The organism is Lujinxingia sediminis, assembly GCF_004005565.1.
Taxonomy (GTDB): Bacteria; Myxococcota_A; Bradymonadia; order Bradymonadales; family Bradymonadaceae; genus Lujinxingia; species Lujinxingia sediminis.
In genome coordinates this window covers 1210397-1230528 of sequence record NZ_SADD01000001.1, presented here as the reverse complement: position 1 = coordinate 1230528, position 20132 = coordinate 1210397, and the positions used below count along the sequence as shown (strand labels likewise).

The window sequence follows — 20132 nt, the reverse complement described above, 5'->3', positions numbered from 1 at the left end:
GAAAAGGCGCTCTGGGGTCAAGGAGCTGACCGGCCGGTCATCGTCGATTGCATGATACGTTTTGCTGACGGGGCGTCGCGTCACCTTGATCTCACCCCGGCTCGGACTGGTGCCGGATACCCTTCAGCGCGCTAAAAGTGCGCCGGAGCCGGTGCTGTGTCGCAACAGACCACGTTCCGGTGGGGATGTAGGGCATCGGCCAGGCCACTTTGTCGCGTCTTGGGAGATTTGGGACGATGCTCAATGCGCTCAGTCGACGTCAGAGCTGCCCGGGGAGTCTGGCGTATTGGCCAGTTCCGCCGAGTCGGCCGACTCGGCTGTACCGCCATCGATCTGCGCCTGATCCGCCCGGCTCGGTGCGTCGACTCCAGGGGCGTCAGCTCCCCGAGCGTCGGGCGCGGCGACCTGCACATCCTCGGCGGTCAGCGACTCGACAAAGGCCGTCGTCCCGGTGCCGATGACATCTTTAAACGAGAGCAGCGCGACCAGCATGAGCGTCAACACGGCGATCTGAATCGCGGCAGCGCGCCAGTTTGGCGCTCGTCGTTGAGGGCGGCGGTAACGAGGCATAGAGGATACCGGGGTGATTCTTCAGGGAGTGAGCACGCGGTCGGGACAGTGCTCGTCAGCGCGCCGAAGACCGCGGATATGCATCTCAAGGCGCGTCCGTCCGCGGAAGGTGGCGAAGCGGGGAACAAAGGCTACGGCGACCGGAACGTTGAGCAGCGCAGCCTCCTCTGCCATAGAGAACCCGATGCCGTCGAGGGCATTTCCGCCGCCCCGAAACTTCGCCTTGAGGTGATTGTTGCCGACCACGCGCACATGCGAGGCCTGACTCTGGCGGCAGAGCAGCACCGGCTCACGGTTACCTGTGCCGAAGGGGCCCAGGCGCCTTAAATCATGGCCGAAACGCTCATCGAGCTCCCCCAGACAAACCTCACAGTCGATCGCGAGTTTGCGCTGGGGCAGGACGCGTCCCTCCAGCCCCCGGCAGAGCCCGTCGTCGAGGCGATCGCGAAGCGCGTCGACGTTGTGCTCCAGCAGCGAGAGGCCCGCCGCTGCCGTGTGGCCTCCGAAGGTCTCCAGTAAATCGGCCGAGAAGCGCAGCACCTCGATGACGTTGATGCCTTCAATGCTGCGCACGCTTCCTTTGCCCACCCCCTCGTCGTCGATGCCCACCATGGCCACCGGGCGGTGAAAGCGCTCGACGAGCCGGCTGGCGACAATCCCCAGGACGCCACGATGCCAGCCGCGACCGGCGACCACCAGCATCTGCCGGCCCAGGGCCACCTCCCGCTCGGCCTGGGGAATGGCCCACTCAAGCAGTTCCCGCTCCAGCCCCTGGCGAGCTATATTTTGAGCCTCAAGCTCCCGGGCCAGCGCTATGGCCCGGGCGTAGCTCTCGGTGGTCAGCAGCTCCACGCAGATCGAAGCATCGCCCATGCGCCCGGCGGCGTTGAGGCGAGGAGCCAGTCGAAAGCTGATGGTCTGGGGGGAGATCGGTCCCTGATCGACGCGAGCCCGCTCCATCAACGCCGAGATGCCCGCGCGTCGGCGCCCGGCCAAGACCTCCAACCCGTGACGTACGAAGATGCGGTTAAGGTCGATCAGCGGGACCACATCGGCCACCGTACCCAGCGCGACCAGATCCAGATACTCGCGGATATCCGGCTCCGGGATGTGCTTAAAGACCCCGTGATCGCGCAGCGTGGCGCGCAGCGCCACCACAAGACAGAAGGTCACCCCGACCGCCGCCAGCTGTTTGAAGGCAAATCCGCAGCCGGGCTGAAGGGGATTTAAGATCGCGTTGGCCGGCGGAAGCACCGGCGGCACGGTGTGGTGATCGACGACCACCACTTTAAGCCCCAGCTCCCGGGCCAGCCCGATCTCCTCGACGTTGGAGACGCCGCAGTCGGTCGTGATGACCAGCGAGACACCTTGTTCGGCAAAACGTCGCACGCTGCGCGCGTTGAGGCCGTAGCCATCCTGGTCGCGCTGCGGAATCGTGTACTCCACCTGGGCGCCCAGCTGACGCAAGAACTGGTAGAGCAGGGCAACGCTGCAGACCCCGTCGACGTCGTAGTCGCCGTGGATCATGATGCGTTCACCGCGATCGATGGCGGTGAGCACTTCGACGACGGCCTCTTCCATGCCCTTCATGCCGAAGGGGTCAGCCATTTGCTTGAGCGAGGGGTTCAAGAAGCGCGCGGCCTGGTCGACATCGCCAATGCCGCGCTGCAAGAGGATGCGTGCGGTCAGCGGGTGTACGCCCAGCTCTCCGGCCAGCGCCTCGGCGCTGACATCGTGAGCCTGGGTGACAACCCATTCGGGTGAGGTCTGTTCCATGGTCGTTGGGCCTGCGGCTTGCGCAATAAAAGGGCGCGCGGGGTCGATCGTCAAAAGGCGCACCGGGCGACGCTGAGCCTAACAAAGTTTCCCCCCAACGTCATTCATCGCGCAGATCTCAAGGGGGCAGTCCGGGGCTAAAAAAAAGAGCCCCGCGGCAGCTGCCGTGGGGCTCCTGGGGCGAATTCAACCCGCGTAGAGGGGGACCCCTCAGACGCTGGCACCCTGGTCGGCGTCGGCCTTATCGAGCAGCACCTGCGCCTTGCGACGTTCCTTGAGGTAGCCGTCCATACGGACCATCAAAGGCGCGGCGATGAAGATCGAGGAGTAGGTACCAATCACGATGCCGATAATCAGCGCGACGGCGAAATCCTGAATCAAACCGGTACCGATGATCGCGATCATCGTCACCGCAAGCAGCGTCGTCAGCGAGGTGATCAGCGTACGGCTGAGCGTCTCGTTCATCGCTTCATTGACCACCTCGATCAGCGGCTTGGTGCCGGCGCGGTCGAGGTCTTCGCGGATACGGTCGAAGAGCACGATCGTATCGTTGAGTGAGTAACCGATGATGGTGAGCACCGCAGCGATGATCGGCAGGCTGATCTCAATCTGAAGCACCACGAACAGACCCAGCGCAATGGTGACGTCGTGTGCCAGCGCGCCGACCGCACCGGGGGAGTAACGAATGTCGAAGCGGAACCAGATGTAGACGAGAATGGCAAGCAGGGCGACGATGATCGAGACCAGACCGCTGTTGCGCAGCTGCTCGCCGGCACGCGGGCCGACCGTCTCCAGGCGCTCCAGGCCACCGGCTTCGGTGAACTTCTCACCGAAGGCCTGGGCGAAGCCCTCGCGGATGATGTTCTGCAGATCTTGGAAGCGCACGGTGTAGAAGGCCTCCTCGGCCTGGCCGGCCGTCTCGACGCTCACCCGAGTGAGGCCGGTGGCGACGATGGCCTCTTCGATCTGCGCGGTGTCTTTCTGGGCGCTGAAGCGAAGGTCCATACGGTCGGGCTGCTCCTCATCCCAGATGGCCGCGTCCAGATCACCCAGCGCGTCGAGCGCGCCGCGGATCTCTTCGACCTTGACCTCATCGACCACCGAGACTTCCTGAGTCTGGATCATAAAGCGACCCTCGCTCTCCGCGCCGTAGCGCTGCACCGAGGCATCGGTCAGCCCGATGCTCGCTGCCGCCTCACGCACCTCGTCATCGGTGACGCTGGGGTCAACCTTGATGATCAGCTCGGTACCGCCGCGAAAGTCGATGCCCCATTTCGGGCCGATGGTCGCCAGGAGCACGACGCTGGCGATCATCAGCACGATCGAGATGATCCCGGTGATTTTGCGCTTCCCGATGATGTCGTTCTGCGCATCGTAGGGGTAAATTTGAAACATCTTCATGAAAGGTCTCACTGCTATTCGAGGGCGCCGCCCTCAGGACGAAAGAAGTCTTCAGGCGGCGCGTTCGCGCGTTCGGGTAAAAGGGCCTCGCTCAGATGCTCAGCGTGTCTTTCTTGCTGCGCTGCATCCAGTCGTCAAAAAGGATGCGCGTGACGTAGACGGCGGTAAAGAGCGTCGAGACGATCCCGATGAGCAGGGTAATGGCAAAACCCCGAATCGGGCCGGTGCCGTACTGCAACAGAACCAGCGCGGCGATACCGGTGGTGATGTTGGCGTCGAGCACCGCGGAGAACGCCTTATCAAAGCCCTCTTTGACCGCCACACGAACGGGTTTCTTACCCACCACGAGCTCCTCACGAATACGCTCGTAGATGATGACGTTGGCGTCCACCGCCATACCGACGGTGAGGATGATGCCGGCGATACCGGGCAGCGTCAGCGTGGCGCCAATGGCGGCCAGGCCGGCCATAATCAGCACCAGGTTGAGCGTCAGCGCGATCGTCGAGATGAAGCCGCTTCGGCGGTAGTAGATGAGCATGAAGAGAATGACCAGGATGCTGCCGACCAGGAGCGCGCGCATCGAGGAGTCGATCGAGTCCTGGCCGAGCGTGGGGCCGACGATCGTCTCAAACTGGCGCTCGATCGGAGCGGGCAGGGCGCCGTGGCGGAGCACGATGACCAGGTCCTGCGCTTCTTTCTGAATCTCGGTGTAGGACTGCATCGAGCCGAGCGTGATCTGAGCGCGGCCGCCGAGGATCGGCTCATTGATGACCGGCGCGCTGTTGACCTCGTCGTCCATCATGATGGCAAAACGCTGTCCGGTGTACTCGGTGGTGGTCGCACCGAAGAGTTCGGCACCCTTGGCGTCGAAGTTCAGCGAGACGTAGGGACGGTTGAACTGCTGGTCGACCGCCACGCGCGCATCCTGGATGTAGTCGCCGGTGAGCTCCGCCTCACGGTAGACCAGGTAGGTCTTCCAGTAGGACTGCTGCTCGTCGATGATGCCGTTCTCCCGGTCGATGTAAACCGGGTGGAACTGGTAGCCGATGGCACGGTTGTCGGGGGCACGGCCGGCGAAAAACTCCTTGAGCGCGTCCTTGCTCTGGTGGGTTACCGAGAAGTAGCCGCCATCGATGCTGCGCAGCGCAAAGCCCTCGGGGAGCTGGCCGCGGAACTGGCCGAAGAACTGGTTGGTGCCATCGTCATCGACCATCTGGAAGCGAAGCTGAGCGGTCTGACCGATGAGTTCCTTGGCGCGCTCGATGTTCTCTTCCTGGATGCCAGGGAGCTGAATGACGATATCGCTCATGCCCTGGCGGGTGATGGAAGGCTCGGCCACACCCAGCGCGTCAATACGCGAGCGGATGGTCTCAATGGCCTGGGTGACCGCAAAGCCTTTGGTCTCCTCAATGTAGTTCGGGTCCATCTCCAGGCGCAGCGTGTTGCTGCCGCTGTCCATCTTCAGCAGGCTGGGGAAGAAGGTCATGAAGTCGTCGGTGAAGAGCGCCTTGTCGGCGGCATCTCCCAACGTCACATCGATATACGTCTGCCCCGGGGGGTGGACCGCTTCGACCTCGATGCCTTCCTTCTCCTGGGCCAGACGTTCTTCAAGGTCCGACGCCATACGGGTGAGGCGGTCCTGAACGGCGCGGTCGACGTAGACATGGTACTGCAAAAGCAGGCCGCCCTGCAGGTCCAGGCCCAGCGTCAAGGGCTGGATGCCCTCCCAGGTCACCTGACCGGTGGCCTCATTGGTCTTGAGAAACATCGAGGCGACGCCATCGGTCGAGCCGGGCGCGCCGTCGAGTTTGCCATCGGACCAGTCGATGATCGTGGGGGTCAGCACGTAGAGCGCGGCCAGAAAGGCCACGACAACAACTCCCCAGCGGTACAGTGAGCTCTTCATAAAACCGAAACTCCGTTCGAGCGCGCCGCCGCTCCGAGGCCTTCCTGGCCCGGGCGGCAATGCGCGCTCTGTCGTCAATTCGCGAGCCGTGCCCCACAACCATCGGGGCCCGGACACATTCTCGGGGCAGGCGTCCGGGGACGCCGCCACTTAATTAATCGTCTTTCTTCGTCTTCCCGGCGTCTTTCTTCGCCTTCTCAGCATCAACGCTTTCGCTGACGATGGCCCCACCGGCAATCGGGTGCAGCTTGTTGCGGTCAAAACGGACCTTCGTCCCCCGGGAGAGCTCGACGTGGGCGATGGCGCCGTCGATGCTCACCACCTTGCCGTAGAGCCCGCCGGCGGAGATCACCTCATCGCCGGCTTTGAGCCCGGAGACAAAGTCACGGTGGGCTTTGGCCTCTCGGGCCTGAGGGCGGAGCACGATGAACCAGAAAATCAGCACCATCAGGCCGATAAAGACCAGGTTCAGCATCGGGTTCGCCGCGCCGGCTGCCTGCGCGAGTATCAAAAATTCGGGGTTTTGCATGATGGGCGAGGTCTCCAGACCGCAGAGAGCGATGAAAGGTTCAGGTTAGAATGCATGGCGAGGCCATAGCCCGGCGCCGCAAGGGTTTTATTTCCCGGCAGCAGCAAAAGGGCAATTTCTCCGGCTCGCAAGGACGCTGTGAATTAGCAGCCTTCCGAAGGCGGGTCAAGCGCACGCCGGTGCCGGCCTGCGCCCCCAGAAAGCGCATCTGCGCATCACACGCAGGCCGGATTCAGCGTGAGCCACCCTCGGCCTGAAGGGTGTGAAAGCGTTTGCGGAAGGCTTCAAACCGACCCTCGACAATCGCCTCGCGCGCCTGGCCTACCAGCGTCAGAAAGTAGCGCAGGTTGTGCAGGGTACAGAGTTGGGGCCCGAGCATCTCCCCGCTTTTCAGCAGGTGCCGCAGGTAGGAGCGCGAGAAGTTCTGGCAGGTGTAGCAATCACAGTCCGGATCGAGCGGGCGCAGATCTTCTTTATGCACGGCGTTTCGCACGACCACGACTCCGCGGCTGGTAAAACAATGGCCGTTGCGGGCGTTCCGCGTGGGGATCACGCAATCAAACATATCGACGCCGCGGGCGATGCACTCGACGAGGTCTTCGGGCTTGCCCACGCCCATCAGGTATTTGGGCTTCTCATCGGGCATCATCGGCGTGGTGAATTCGACGGTGTCGTACATCGCCTGGGTCTCCTCACCCACGCTCAACCCCCCGATAGCCATCCCTTCAAAGGGGAGGGGGGCGAGTTCTTCGAGGTGCTCGCGTCGAAGCTGCTCGCTTGTGCCTCCCTGGCCGATGCCGAAGAGTGCGCAATCATGGCGGGTGCGCGCCTCCAGGCAGCGCTTCTCCCAGCGGGTGGTGCGCGCCATGCTATCACGCATGTAGCGCTCCTCGGCGCCGGCGGGCGGGCACTCGTCAAAGGCCATCATAATGTCGCTACCCAGCGTCTCCTGGATCTCGATGACCTTCTCCGGGGTGAAGAGGTGGTAGGAGCCGGAGATATGATCCTGAAATTCCACGCCCTCCTCGCGGATCTTGCGCAGGTCTTTAAGGCTGAAGACCTGGTAGCCCCCCGAGTCGGTGAGGATCGGCCGGTCCCAGCCCATCATCGTGTGGAGCCCACCGTGAGCGCGCACCACGTCAAGCCCGGGGCGGAGGTAGAGGTGGTAGGTATTGCCCAGAATGATCTGGGCTTCCACCTGTGTGGCGAGCTCATCGGGGCGCATCGCTTTGACCGTGCCCACGGTACCCACCGGCATGAAAATCGGCGTCTGAACCGTGCCATGGGTTAGCTTCAACTCGCCGGCGCGTGCCGCGCCGTCTCGAGCTACCTCGCGAAACGAGAACGTCTCGCAACGCACCGTGTTGGAGATCGATGTCATAAGATCAGGTCCTTGGAGCCCCGTGGGGCAGGGGCTCAGAGCAGCAGCGAGCTGTCGCCGTAGCTGTAGAATCGATAGGCACCCGCGACCGCTTCGTTGTAGATGCGACGAATCGCCGGGTAGCCGACAAAAGCCGTCACCAGTGCGAGCAGCGTGGAGCGGGGGAGGTGGAAATTCGTGACCAGCCCGTCACACATCTTCAACGGGTCACCGGGGCGTAAAAAGATCGAGGTCTGGCGCCAGCCAGGCAAAAGGGGCTCCTCACGCCGCGCCTCGGCCTCCAGGGCACGCGCGGAGGTTGTACCCACCGCGATCACCCGTCCCCCCCGGGCCTTGCATGCTTCAACCTTTGCTTTAAGTCCTTCGGGGATGCGGTACGCCTCCGCATGCATCGGGTGATCGTCGAGGGTCTCGGTGGTCACCGGTTTAAACGTCCCCGGGCCCACAGTCAGCGTGAGCGTGGCTCGTTCCACCCCTCGCTGCTCAAGTTCTTCAAGCAATGCTCTAGAGAAATGAAGTCCCGCCGTCGGCGCGGCGACCGCGCCGGGCTCACTGGCGAGCACCGTCTGGTAGCGCACACGGTCATCAACGGCCACCGCCTCCTGCGACTCGCGGCGACGCTGTTCGATGTAAGGAGGAAGCGGGATGCGTCCAAAACGCTCCAGAAACGCCAGGGCACTGCCGGGCCACGCGATCGTAACCAGGGCGCGACCGGGCGACACCTCCAGGAGTTCCACCGGATGGGCGTCATCGCCGGACTTCACCGTCAGCGTCGTGCCTTCGCGCAGGGGCTTGGAGCTGCGGGTCATGCAGCGCAGATGCAGCAGCCCTCCGTCGGCCGGCGAACTCCAGCGGTGCTCGCCAGCGGGCTGCTCCACCTCCAGCGCCAGGAGCTCGACACGCCCCCCGGTCTCCTTAAACGCCTCCATCCGTGCGGGAACCACCTGCGTATCGTTGAAGATCAGAAGATCGCCCGGGCGAAGATGATCGACAATCGTGTCAAAACGGGTATGCGTAAGCGCTTCGCCATCGCGCTCGTAGACCAGAAGGCGAGCGTGTTCGCGATGGGCCGCCGGCGTCTCGGCGATAAGTTCGGGGGGCAGGGCGTAATCGTAGGCTTCCACATCCCCCAGCGACACATCCCCTGCCGGACGGTTCCAGATGTCGGGGGGGGCGCACAATTTTTTTACGTCGATGCTCATCGTTCTCCCTGCCACAACCTTTGTGCCGCGCGCTCTTCCTGATACACTCGCCAGCGACGACTTTTCCGGACTCAAAACACACTTCCGTCCAGATTAAAAGTGCATTTTCATGGGTAATCCCGACGAGAGCGATGACCGCGCCAGCCGCCTGGGCCGCATCCAGACGATTGTGCATGAGGACTTCGAGCGCATTCAGAGCACGGCCGATCCTTATGTCGTGCTCAACCTGGCGCCGGGTTCCGACATCGACGAGGTGCGCAGCCGCTACGAGCGCTACGAACGCTTCTACCGCGCCGAGAACTTCCAGCGTCTGGGAGATATGGACCTGACGCGTAAGGCGCTGGACATTCGTCGGGCCATCGGCCGCGCGGTCGTCGAGATTCAGTCGCGTCAGCAACCCGCGCTGCAACAGAATCAAAAGGCTGCCTCGCCCTCCAGAGCGGAGGTCCCCGGCGTTGAACCGGACGCCGCCGCCATGGGCGACATCTACTTTCGCGACGGCCTGACCTACCTGCGCCTGGGCGACTTCAACGCCGCCAACGATGTCCTCACTCGTGCGGTCACCTACGACCCCTCTCGGGGCATCATCCTGGCCAACCTGGCGTACACGCGCTTTAAGCTCGATCCGACCAGTCGGGAGATGGTCGACGAGACCGCCAGGCTGCTGACTCAGGCGATGAGCATGGAGCCGGATAATCCGGAAGTTTTTGTGATCTGCGCGCGCTTTGCGATCAACACGCAGAACCATGCGATGAGCCGCCGTGCCATCGATCGGCTGGAAGCTCTCAAGCCGGATCATCCACGGCTGGAGCGCCTGCGTCGACGCGCTCGCCACTGACTTTAGAGAAGCGAAAAGCCGACATAGCCCGCCCACCTTCCGGCCGCCGGCCAGGCCGCAGCGTTCGCGCTGAGCGCCCAGCCGAGCTCCGGCCATCCGTAGCGCAGGCTGAATTCGCCGCCACGCTCGGTCAGGGTCTGTACGTCTCCGTGAAGTCGCAGCTCCGCGCCCCAGCGCCGCCAGGTCGCAAAGACGGCCGAGGTGTAGAAGGTCGACGCGTCGACGCGGGCGAGCTCGGGTTGCCAGCCCTGCGCATAACCGGTGCGTAAGCGCGAATCAAAAAGGGGCGAAGCTGGCTGGTATCCGTACCCTCGCCAGAACACGTGGCGGGAGCGAAGGGTGCCGAACCAGGCGATCTCCATCCGCGCGCCGAAGCTCGGCTGCTCGCAGCGCCCGTGACACATGGCATCGACGCTGACAATGAGTCGACGCAACGCCGGTGCCACAAGGCGCAGCGAGCCCTGGTAGGTTGTCTGCCAGTGTTGCGCACGTCCGTTATCGGTAAGCATCACGCCCAGGGGCAAGCTCAGTGCCCAACCTTTACCGAAGTGCAGAGCCTGGTCCACCACCGCTCCGGCCAGATTGAAGTCACCATCACGTTGTGCAAGTCGAAGGCGAGGCGCATCCGGGGCATGAGCCATTCCCTGAGCATCCAGGCGTTCGCCGACGTGAGACCGTCGCCCAACGACCAGGCGCGGCGCGAGCGCATGGGCGACCGGTCCGAGTTGAGCGCGTAGCGAGATGCCCGCATCGACGATTGCGTCCGCTGTGGCGCGACTGGCCGGGCCCGTCGGTGGCTCTGTCGCCTCGCCGGGCATCCCATCGGCCCAGCCCAGATGAAGGTTGAGGCGAGGCCGCACCCAGGCGCGGCCAGCGTCGCCATAACTTCGGTGGACGCCCAGAAAAGCCTCGCCGAAGCGACCCTTCATAAGGGCATCACGTCGCTCGCTGTGATGAAGTCGAAGTTCGGCGTGTGCAGCACCGAACCTCATCCTGCCGCCGTAGAAAAGATCGACGGCCGAGGCTCCCGGCATCTCAACGCTGGCATCGCTGCCGACGTAGGGGAGGTCGGCGTGGGCGGCGCTGATCTGCAAGACTGAGGCATCTCCCGCCCAGCTCACGCCGGCGCGCTGCAGGCGCCAATCGCGGAAGAGGGCATTGCGTTCCAGGCGACGCCTGTGCCACGAAGTCGCTTCCGGCTCACCCCAGACCTGCCATGTTTCCAGGGCGACTCCCAGGTGCCGGCGCGCATCCCCCACGCTGAGTTCGCCATCGAGGCTCACCGCCGTCTGCGCGTCACGTCCGAAAGCCGCATCGAGATGAAACGCCTGCAAGCGGCAACGACCCGACGCGCAGGTTACCGGCCGGGTCACCCGGCTTACTCCGACGCCCGCGATGTGAGCGCTGTCCAGCGAGGCGCGCATAAGCAGGGAAGGGGCCGCCCAAAAGTAGCCCAGTTCAAGCTGTGCGCCTCCCGGGGTCACCCGGAGCGCCGGGGGCACCAGCCCACTGACGCGCTCTCCCGGCGGCAGACGCCTGGCCACGGGGAGACGCCCGGCCACGTCAGCTCCGCTTAAGCTCCAGCCTTCATTGCCCGCAAAGCGAACCTCATCCAGACGAAGACCGGAGGAATCCGGCCAGCTCGGGTCCAGGGCGTCCACACTCCTGGCATCACACAACGGCAGCTCGCTGCGCTCAACACCTCTGAGCCCGTGCTGCCAGCGGACCGTGTGAGCCTCCAGCAGAAACTGACTCCAGTCAGCGAACGCGCGTTCCGCACGGAAGATCGTCGGATCGTGCGCGCCCCGCCAGCGAAGTTCGCCCAGCGTCGCTCGTGGGCGGCTTCCGGGGCCGCGCTCCAAAACCACGTCACGCGCCACCCACAACGCCTGCGGCGAACGCACTCGCAACTCGGCGACGCGCAGCTCACTGCCACGGGCGTCGACTTCAACCAGGCTCACCTGCTCGCCGTCGGTATCGAGTGATACACAGGGGCAGATCGCCTCCGACGCTCCGGCGCAACGCCAGAGCGCTGAACGCGTGCGGTTGTGGGCGCGCTCCAGCGTCTCAAGAAACGCGAAAGCCGGCGGGAGCTCAAGCCCGCCGGCACCCTGGTCTGAATCGGGCTGCTCAGCTGTCGCCACAGATGCGAGGCTTAAACACAACGCCAGCGCTGCGGTTCCGATCCCTGCCCGTCGTCGCGTCATCGTGTCGAACCCGGCCCAGGTACTATTTCACACTCGACAGATCGCTCTCCGACCCCTGGTGGGGGAAGTCGACGTAGAGGTACTCCCCCTGGGCGTTGACCTGCGGCTCGACCTGCTCTCGCAACAGAATGGTCACCTCAACATCCCCGCCTACTTCACGCGCGTCGATACGGGTGACTGCGCGGCCAAAGTAGCTCGCGTCGATAAAACGGCTGAAGTTACGGGTCGAGATCTCCGCATGTTCAAACACCAGGACAAGAGAAGGACTCTCTCCCACACCGCGATTGACGCGGTAGCTCATCGGCCGCGGGCTCTGGAAGAAGACCCGAGTACGTGACGCTTCGGGCTGGAAACCCACCCAGGTCAACTGGTTAGGACGGTCCGCTCGGGCGCCTTCGCGACGAGCGTCCGAAAGATGCGGCAGCTCATCGCGAGTGCCCGGGATCACCCCTCGGTAGAGCTCACCGATGGGGCGATTGGCGAGTTGGGCGGTCTCCGCCCGACGCATGGCGTCGCTGCGGGTTCCGTAAAGCGAGATCTGGTACGAACCTTCACCTGCGCCTTCCTCGCCGGCCTCTTCCTGAGTCTCACCGCCGCCTTCACCACCGCTGGCCGGTTGGGCGGGCTGCGGCACGGGCATCCCCGGAATATAAATCTGCGACTGACTGCCGTCGCCGGCGTCATCGTAGCGCTTGATCGTCTGCGCCTGGGCATCCACCGATGCTGCGCTCAGAGCGAGCGCGGCGGCGATCATCAGCATCCTGGGCGTTTTCATCCTGACCTCGAAGTACAGGGCACATCATTGAACCGGTGGGGAAGACGTCACGTCAAACTAACATCCTACTAAAAGGGGGAGCAAGTAATCTGCCCATCACATCATCCTTGCAGGGACCGACACGAGGAGCGAGAGCCTCCCCGGCAGCGATAGCGCGTCGGCCAAAGCCTCCTCGGTCCAAGGCTAGATTGACAAGCGAAAAGCCCGGTTGCTACCGTCTCCGCGCCTTACATTTGAATTTCTGGCCACTTCGGCCATCCAAACCTATGACGAGCAGGTACGTGCCTGACTCGCCAGAACAGGAGCCAGACCTATGTCGGATATCTCCATCAAGCGCCCGCACGGCATGAACCCCGAAGAAGCCAAAACCAAAGTCCACGGTATCGTCACCGATATCGAGGGCGAGTTCCCCGCGCTGGTCAACAAAATCAGCTGGAACGACGATAAGTCGCAGGCCAAAATCAAAGGCAAGGGCTTTACCGGGCAGTTTCAGGTGACCGAATCCGATGTGATGATCGACATCGACCTGAGCCTTATTACCCGCCCCTTCAAGGGCAAGGTTGAGGAGCGAATCCTCTCCCGCATGTCCGAATACTTCGGCTAAGGCCCCCTCTGTGCCGGCCAATGACGCCGACCTTAGCGGGTCGGCGCTTTTGTCTGGGCGCACTTTTTGGAAAGGACGCAGCGATGAAGTGGAAACACGCTCTGACCGCCATGACGGCGACCGCGATTGTAGCGCCAGCACCGGCGAGCTACGCCGCCGAACTCGGGGATGAGGCCCGCGAGCTTGCGCAGCAGCTTGAGGAAGATGCCAACCCCCAGGTGCGCGTCGCCGCGCTGCTCACCCTCGGTGAGACTGCCGACCGCGCTCAGCGTCGGGAGCTGGAAGCTAAAAAGGGGGCTGAAGCTGAGCGCGAGAAGCTGGCAGTGGGGCTTGCGCTGATGCTCGCCGGCGATCGCAGCGCGACCGCTTATAGTGCGTCCCTCCTCAAAGAGAGCACCACGACATATGCGCATCTACGCGAGTTGGTTTTTGCCCTGCCTGCGTCGGTTCAGCAAACCCTGCTCGCCGCCACACTGAACGGTGCAGATGCCGCCACGCGCCGCGATGTCTTCCGCTATCTGGCGCAGCAGAGCGGTGATCTTTACGGCCTGCTCCAGGACTCGCTCACGAGCACCAGTGCCGAGTTGCGCGAGGATGCCCGCGTGGCCACCGTGTACACGGCACACCCCGAAGCTCTGAACTTTGCAGAATCCATGCTGCGCAGCCGCGACGCGGGCGTCCGCAAAGATGCCACCGCCATCACCGCCGCGTTTCTCGACAAACCTGACGCCCGCGTTGAGCTGATCAATGTGCTGGAAAAGGCCCTCGAGAATCGCGATGAAGCGGTCAAACTCGAAGCGGCTCGCCAGCTGGTGCGTCTTGGCGAAGATAAAGGCGCAGCGCCGCTCTTCAAGCACGCCTCGGCGCTTGAACCGGCGGAGCGCGCCGAGATTTTTGGCTTCTTGATCGAGCATCGTGCTCGCGTGCGCCTCGATGAGGTTCGCCCCCTTATCGAAGCTACCGAAGATCAGCGCGACCGCGAGCTGCTTTACCAGCTCGCCGCCATCACCGGTGATGATGCTGTCTACCAGGAACTCGTCGCAATGTTCCGCAGCGACACGTTCAATGAGCGTCTCGTCGGCGTCCAGGCGCTCGGCCTGACCCGTCGGGCCGAGGCCCTGGAGCACCTGGGACGCGGGCTCTTTGAAGGACAGCGCGAGATTCGCCTCTACAGCGCACGCGGGCTCGGCCAGATCGCAAACCCCGAGGCGCTCACCGGCCTTCGTCGCGCCGTGACCAACGAGCGCGACAAAGAGGTTCGCCTGGCGGCCGTTGAGGCGCTCGGGAACATCAAAGATCGCGGCTCGGTCCAGGTGATGCGCTTCCTGACCACCGACCAGGATCCGGAGGTCAAACGCCAGCTCGTCGCATCGTTGATCAACACCGGGGTTCCCGAGGCCGCCCAGGCACTCGAGATGCTTCTTCGCGACCGCAACCTCGACGTGCAATGGGACGCCTTTGTCGGGCTGCTGAAGCTCGCGCCTGAATCGGCACAACGCCATATCAGCACCGCGCTTCGTAACCCGCCGGAGCAGTTCACCGACGCGCTAAACCCGCAGCAGCTCAGCGCGCAGATGCGCGAGGCGCTCTATACGGCGATGTTCAACCACAGCTCGTCCCGGGTGCGCCAGGCCGCGATCTCCCAGTTGGAGCGCTACCGCGAGACGTTGTTGCCGCTCGCGCAGAAGTTGGCGACCTCCGCGGGGCTCAATCCGGAGGTGCGGGCCGAGCTTGTCTATCAGCTTGCCAGCGCCGCTGACTCGAAGAACACCGCGACGCTTGAGAGCGTGGTCCGCCTCTTCGGTGAGGAGCCTGCAGCCATTGTTGCCGCCTGGGCCCTTGCGAGGGAAGGGCAGGCCGACATGGAGGCCTCCTTCCGTGGTTATCTCGGCCGCGATAACCCGCTGATGCGCGCGATTGCAGCGTACGGCCTGGCGCGCATCGACTGAGCCACGGTTCATCGTGCTTTATAAAAAACGCCCGCCTCGCACATGTGCGAGGCGGGCGTTTTTTTATTCGGAATGCTCTTCGACGCTTCGGTGGCAAGCGCTCTGCAGGCCGAGCAAAGCGGGTTAGAAGTCCAGACGTACGCTGGCTCCCACACTGTCTGCGCCCACGCCGACATCCCAGCTCAGCGCGTTGCGCTCCGCCTCTTCGGCCCCCATCGCACGCACGATCAAGTACCCTCCGGCGGCCAACGCAAGTCCACCGGCCGAAAAGCCGATGATGCGCATGGTATGCGCACGGTCCATCTGCGACTGGAGCTCCTCCGCCCGCGATACATCTCCCGGAGCAAGCGCCCGACGCCCGTTCACCAGCGCTTCAGCGTCGGTCTCAAGGCCTCCCAGCTGCGACTGGCCCACGACCCCCACGACCACTCCAGCCACGCCCAGGGCAGCAAGCCCCACACCCGGCAACAGCGAAGCACGCGATGCGACGGCCGGCGCCTCATCGATCGCATTCTCAAAGGTGAAATACACCGCCGGATTCTCGCCACGACGAAGAATGACGCGTTCGATGCGTTGTTCGCCGTCTTGAGATTGCGCGCTGATGACCGCCTCGCCCGGCGCCACCCCGTCAAGGGATTGCGAGCCCTGGCCGACCACCTGGCCATCGAGTCTCACCTCGACTTCAACGCCTCCGCTGACCTGCACCTGAACCTCGGCGCTCTCCCCCCAGACGAAGTGCTCGACCACGGCCGGTATCCCGCGGGACACCCAGGCGTCATCGCCCCTCAACGTCTTCTCCTCGATGCGCTCCAGGAACGTGCCCGTCTTAAAGTCGAAGAGGTAGATCGAGAACATGTGCACATCTTCACTGCGCTGGATCGAGCCGTAGACGAGCCGCTCTCCAGCCACAAAATCCTGCAGACCGGCCAGACACGCCTCATCCGGCGTACTGCATCCGCCCATCATCACAAGATCATCGATGGTGACTTCGCCGCCGGGGGCCAGCGTCATCTCCTCGGTCGCCTCCAGTGCATCATGAAGCTCGGTGTAGAAGCGATCCATCACCGCTTGATCCACCTCGGAGTTGGCAAAGCGTAGCACCACCACCTGCGCTGAATCTGAAGGCGCCTCCTGCGCGTGTGCCGAGGGCAGGGCGGTGCACATCACCATGGCGAAGATGCCAGAGAACCATCGTTTCATCGTTGTTCCTGGGCGTAAAAGATCCGGTCGGAATGCGTCTGATGCCGCCTTCGGACCCCGGATGTGATCATCCTGAAGGTACCAGGGACGATAGCAGTGGCTGGAAAAGGGTGTCAATTTGCGGGGGGCATCCCGCGCCTGCAACGTTGCCCGGACGACGCGTCATCGGTATACCTCGCGGGAACTTCCTCGCGGAGATGCACCTTATGATTCGTCTCGACACCATCAGCAAAGCCTACGGCAACGACGAGCTCTTCCGAAACCTCAACTGGCAGCTCTCACCGGGTCAGAAAATCGGCCTGGTTGGTCCCAACGGCGCCGGGAAAACGACCCTCTTCCGAGTTATCGTCGGCCAGGAGGAGGCCGACCGCGGCGAGGTCATCCAGCCGCGCGGTGTGCGCGTGGGCTACCTGCCTCAGGAGCTCGCTGTCGAAGAGCAGGGCAGTGTGCTCGACCTCGTGCTGGGAGGGCGCCAGGATCTGCTCGACATGGAGCGTGACCTGCAGCGGGCCGAGGAGGCGCTCGCCAGGGGCGAGAGCAGCGAACAGGCCAGCGCGGCCTACGCCGACCTTCAGGAGCAGTTTCGGGTGCGCGGCGGCTACGAATTTCGCAGCCGTGCCCGTGAGATTGCCGCCGGCATGGGCTTTAGCAACGAGGAGATGGACGCCCCCATTCAGACCTTCTCCGGGGGATGGCAGATGCGCGCACTTCTCTCGCGTCTGCTCCTCTTTCGGCCCGAGGTGCTCCTTCTCGATGAGCCCACAAACCACCTTGATCTGGAGAGCATCGAATGGCTCGAGAAGTTCTTGAGTGGCTACGAGGGCACCATCATCGTCATCAGCCACGACCGCTACTTCTTGAACCGCCTCGTCGACACCATCGCCGAACTCAGCGGCGGCCAGGTTCAGCTGTATAAGGGCAATTACGACAACTTCATCAAGGAGCGCCGCGAACGACGCGAGCGTATCGTCACCCAGGCAGCCGAGCAGGCCAAAGAGATCGCGCAGATCGAAGAATTCATCGAGCGCTTTCGTTATAAAGCCTCCAAGGCCCGCCAGGCCCAGAGCCGCATCAAGCAACTCGAGAAGATCGAACGTATCGTGGTCCCGCCCGACTACGAGGCGACCATCGGATTTGAGTTCCCGGCCCCTCCGCGCATCGGCAAAGTCGCTCTGGAGGCCCGGCAGGTTTCCAAACGCTTCGACGACAACATCATCTACGAAGGCGTCGACTTTGTGCTTGAGCGCGGCGACCACGTCGCGCTCGTTGGCCCTAACGGCGCCGGAAAGACCACGCTCCTCAAGATGCTCGCCGGACGCCTTCAGCCCGATGAGGGCGAGGTTGTTGAAGGGCATAATGTGCAGCTCCGCTACTTCGCGCAGCACTCGGTCGATCAGCTGGATCTTCGGCGCACAGTTCTCCAGGAGATGGAGGCCAGCGCCACCATGGAGTCGGCCAGTCGCGTGCGCTCGATCCTGGGGGCCTTTCTCTTCAGCGGCGACGACGTTCACAAACCCATCTCGGTGTTATCCGGAGGGGAGAAGGGCCGCCTGGCGCTGGCGAAAATGCTGCTGGAGCCCGCCGGCGTGTTGCTCCTGGATGAGCCCACCAACCACCTCGACATCTCGTCTCGCCAGGTGCTGGAGCACGCGCTCAAGCACTTCGAGGGGGCTTTCTGCGTCATCAGCCACGACCGCTACTTCCTCAATGAGGTCGTCAATAAAGTCGTGCTTGTCGAGGACGGCCAGCTCAAGCTCTACCCGGGCACCTACGAGGAGTTTCGCTGGCGACGCGAACGCGAGCTGGAGTCCGAAGACCAGGGGCAGGGGACCGTGAGCGCTGCCAGCCCGTCCTCGTCGGTGTCGGATGGCCCCCTGGTGTCCCGCAAAGACCAACGACGGGCCCTGGCCGAAATCCGCAAGCGCCGCGACGCCGAGACGCGCACGCTTCGCGCGCAACTCAAAAAGCTCGAAGCGAAGATCGAGGCGCTGGAAACCGAACATAGCGAACTCCAGACAAAACTCGCTGATCCGGCGACCTACGATGCCGGCGATGAGGTCGCCGGCATCAACCAGCGCTTCCATGCGGTGGAGGAAGAACTCACTGAGGTGCTCATGGCCTGGGAGGAGCAAGGCGCTGCCGTCGAAGCCATCGAGCAACGCTACGCCGAGGAAGAAGCGGCGGTTCGGGAGAGCTGAGCATCGCCAGCGCATCGTGCAAAACGCAAAGAAGGCCGCCTCCCGGATGGGGAGGCGGCCTTCTTTGGTACTGACGGCTTTTCAGCTTCGTTCAGCGTGAGGCAACAGCCTCATCGATAGTTCGACGACGCTCACTGGCGAGCTGATAGTAACGGCGCAGACCTTCACTGGCGCCCTGCGGCCCCACAAGGTGCCAGGCCGGATCGTTGGCCATCAGACCGGCCACGGCCACACCACGATCGCCTTCCCATTCTTTATGACGGGCAAAGCCAACGAACCAGGTGAACCGTAGGAAGGGCTCCTGGTTGGAGAGCGTGCCGGTCTTGCCGCTGACCTCCACCGAGCGCGGGAAAAGGCGGTTCTGACCGAAATAGCGACGCGCCGTACCACGCTCGGCCGTGGTCACCATCATCTCACTGAGCTTACGCGCGGTCTGCGGCGTCATCACCTCACGGAAAACCGTCGGCTCAAACTCATAGAGCGTCGTGCCGTCGGGTGCTTCATAGCGGTCGATCAGGGTGGGGCGCATCATCACCCCCTCATTTGCCATCGCCGCGCCGATCATCGCGCCGTGAATCGGGCTCAGGTGCGAGTGCCAGAAGCCGGCTGCCGCCCGTGCACGCTCATGCGGATCTTCAACCCGGTAGGCTTCGCTGACCTGCACCGGGAGCTCAAAGGGAATCTCCTGGTTGTAGCCAAAGCGCTCCGCCCAGGCCAACAACTCGTCGGCAGAGAGGTTGTTGAAAGCCTGCTTGGCGATCAGCGAGTTGATCGACCAGGCCAGGGCGCCTTCAAGATCGTTGCAGCGGTTATCAAGCCCGGGGCTTCCCTCGATGTTGCGTACGGTCAGCCCCCGGGTGCCCCCGTGGTAGCAAACCTCCTGGTGAGGATCGACGCCTTCGCCCTCAAGGAGTGCCGCGGCCGTCACGATCTTGAAAACCGACGCCGAGGGGGCCTGCGCCTGGCGGGTAAAATGATCAAACTCCTGCCCGCGACGGGAGTTCTCGGCCATGGCGAGCACACGGCCGGTGTGCGGCTCCATGAGCACCACGCCGCCGTGGGGCACGAGATTGGCCTGAAGCATCTGATCGAGGTAGGACTGCAACTCCGGATCCAGGGTGAGCACCACACGCGCACCGCTGGGAAGTGTCTGGATGAGTTTATCGCCCACGACCTCCGCTTTGGAGATATCAAGACCGGCAGCCACCCAGTTGTCGGGAAGAGCCGGGAATACCACCGGCTCAAAGCTGCTCGCCACACCCACCAGGCGCTCCGCGCGCTGGCGAGCCTGCGCCTGTGCTTCCTCGCGCGCCGCGCTCAGGCGCAACGTGCGCACGGCGCCGTCGGTGGCCGCAGCCCGCTCGGCGACCTGCTGGGCGCGTTCAACCTCTTGCACCGGGGGGCTGGCCCCGGCAGTCATCACGGTCGCTCCTACGACCCCGAAAGTTAACGCGGCGGTGGTGACCATCGTGGTCCAGACGCGATCTCGTCCTGAGATTGGCTTTTTCATAAAGCGTCGCCGATTCGGTGTGAATGAAGTTCATGTGTAATTTTCTGTGCCCAGACGGGGACTTCCGTTGTACCCGGGAACAACCG

The 20132-nt window shown here is 63.5% G+C and carries 15 protein-coding genes; 4 read left to right on the top strand and 11 right to left on the bottom strand.

Annotation, left to right across the window (positions count from 1 at the left end; translation table 11 throughout):
- Positions 1-249: 249 nt before the first annotated feature.
- The 7 genes from EA187_RS05050 to queA all read right to left on the bottom strand — a co-directional run bounded on the left by EA187_RS05050 (position 250) and on the right by queA (position 8765).
- Entirely contained in the window at positions 250-570 is a 321-nt protein-coding gene (locus EA187_RS05050) for a hypothetical protein (protein ID WP_127779384.1), read from the bottom strand.
- Between the two features lie 21 nt (positions 571-591).
- Positions 592-2346 carry a single-stranded-DNA-specific exonuclease RecJ gene (gene recJ, locus EA187_RS05045; RefSeq protein WP_115602607.1) on the bottom strand — a complete coding sequence of 585 codons (1755 nt, stop codon included), beginning with the start codon at positions 2344-2346 and terminating at the stop codon, positions 592-594.
- Positions 2347-2556: 210 nt separating this feature from the next.
- Positions 2557-3747 carry a protein translocase subunit SecF gene (gene secF / locus EA187_RS05040; RefSeq protein ID WP_115602608.1) on the bottom strand — a complete coding sequence of 397 codons (1191 nt, stop codon included), beginning with the start codon at positions 3745-3747 and terminating at the stop codon, positions 2557-2559.
- Between the two features lie 91 nt (positions 3748-3838).
- On the bottom strand, positions 3839-5653 hold the full coding sequence (gene secD, locus EA187_RS05035; protein WP_115602609.1) for a protein translocase subunit SecD: 1815 nt from the start codon (positions 5651-5653) through the stop codon (positions 3839-3841).
- Positions 5654-5807: 154 nt separating this feature from the next.
- Complete coding sequence (yajC, locus tag EA187_RS05030) at positions 5808-6182, bottom strand: preprotein translocase subunit YajC (RefSeq protein WP_127779383.1); 375 nt, start codon at positions 6180-6182, stop codon at positions 5808-5810.
- 232 nt (positions 6183-6414) lie between these two features.
- Positions 6415-7563 (bottom strand): tRNA guanosine(34) transglycosylase Tgt, encoded by a 1149-nt coding sequence (gene tgt, locus EA187_RS05025; RefSeq protein WP_127779382.1) that lies wholly within the window; start codon positions 7561-7563, stop codon positions 6415-6417.
- A 35-nt stretch (positions 7564-7598) separates the two neighbouring features.
- On the bottom strand, positions 7599-8765 hold the full coding sequence (queA, locus tag EA187_RS05020; RefSeq protein ID WP_127779381.1) for a tRNA preQ1(34) S-adenosylmethionine ribosyltransferase-isomerase QueA: 1167 nt from the start codon (positions 8763-8765) through the stop codon (positions 7599-7601).
- Between the two features lie 109 nt (positions 8766-8874).
- Between queA and EA187_RS05015 the strand changes: the two genes are divergently transcribed.
- Positions 8875-9603, top strand: a complete 729-nt coding sequence (locus EA187_RS05015; protein ID WP_127779380.1) for a tetratricopeptide repeat protein — start codon at positions 8875-8877, stop codon at positions 9601-9603.
- A 2-nt stretch (positions 9604-9605) separates the two neighbouring features.
- Here EA187_RS05015 and EA187_RS05010 read toward each other — a convergent pair whose 3' ends face one another.
- Together EA187_RS05010 and EA187_RS05005 are read right to left on the bottom strand one after the other, a co-directional pair.
- Complete coding sequence (locus EA187_RS05010) at positions 9606-11810, bottom strand: hypothetical protein (protein ID WP_127779379.1); 2205 nt, start codon at positions 11808-11810, stop codon at positions 9606-9608.
- Positions 11811-11832: 22 nt separating this feature from the next.
- A complete protein-coding gene (locus EA187_RS05005; RefSeq protein WP_127779378.1) occupies positions 11833-12585 on the bottom strand; it encodes a hypothetical protein in 753 nt (250 codons plus the stop codon).
- A gap of 313 nt (positions 12586-12898) precedes the next feature.
- On the opposite strand from EA187_RS05005, the gene EA187_RS05000 reads away from it, so the two are divergent.
- Both EA187_RS05000 and EA187_RS04995 read left to right on the top strand, forming a co-directional pair.
- Positions 12899-13189, top strand: coding sequence for a polyhydroxyalkanoic acid system family protein (locus tag EA187_RS05000; protein ID WP_115602616.1), 291 nt, complete (start codon positions 12899-12901; stop codon positions 13187-13189).
- 83 nt (positions 13190-13272) lie between these two features.
- A complete protein-coding gene (locus tag EA187_RS04995) occupies positions 13273-15138 on the top strand; it encodes a HEAT repeat domain-containing protein (RefSeq protein ID WP_164856006.1) in 1866 nt (621 codons plus the stop codon).
- Between the two features lie 123 nt (positions 15139-15261).
- On the opposite strand, the gene EA187_RS04990 is transcribed toward EA187_RS04995, so the two are convergent.
- Positions 15262-16338 (bottom strand): hypothetical protein, encoded by a 1077-nt coding sequence (locus tag EA187_RS04990; RefSeq protein WP_127779376.1) that lies wholly within the window; start codon positions 16336-16338, stop codon positions 15262-15264.
- A 206-nt stretch (positions 16339-16544) separates the two neighbouring features.
- Between EA187_RS04990 and EA187_RS04985 the strand changes: the two genes are divergently transcribed.
- On the top strand, positions 16545-18536 hold the full coding sequence (locus tag EA187_RS04985) for an ABC-F family ATP-binding cassette domain-containing protein (protein ID WP_164856004.1): 1992 nt from the start codon (positions 16545-16547) through the stop codon (positions 18534-18536).
- A gap of 91 nt (positions 18537-18627) precedes the next feature.
- On the opposite strand, the gene EA187_RS04980 is transcribed toward EA187_RS04985, so the two are convergent.
- Positions 18628-19956, bottom strand: coding sequence for a penicillin-binding transpeptidase domain-containing protein (locus EA187_RS04980; protein WP_241250176.1), 1329 nt, complete (start codon positions 19954-19956; stop codon positions 18628-18630).
- Between the last annotated feature and the right edge of the window lie 176 nt (positions 19957-20132).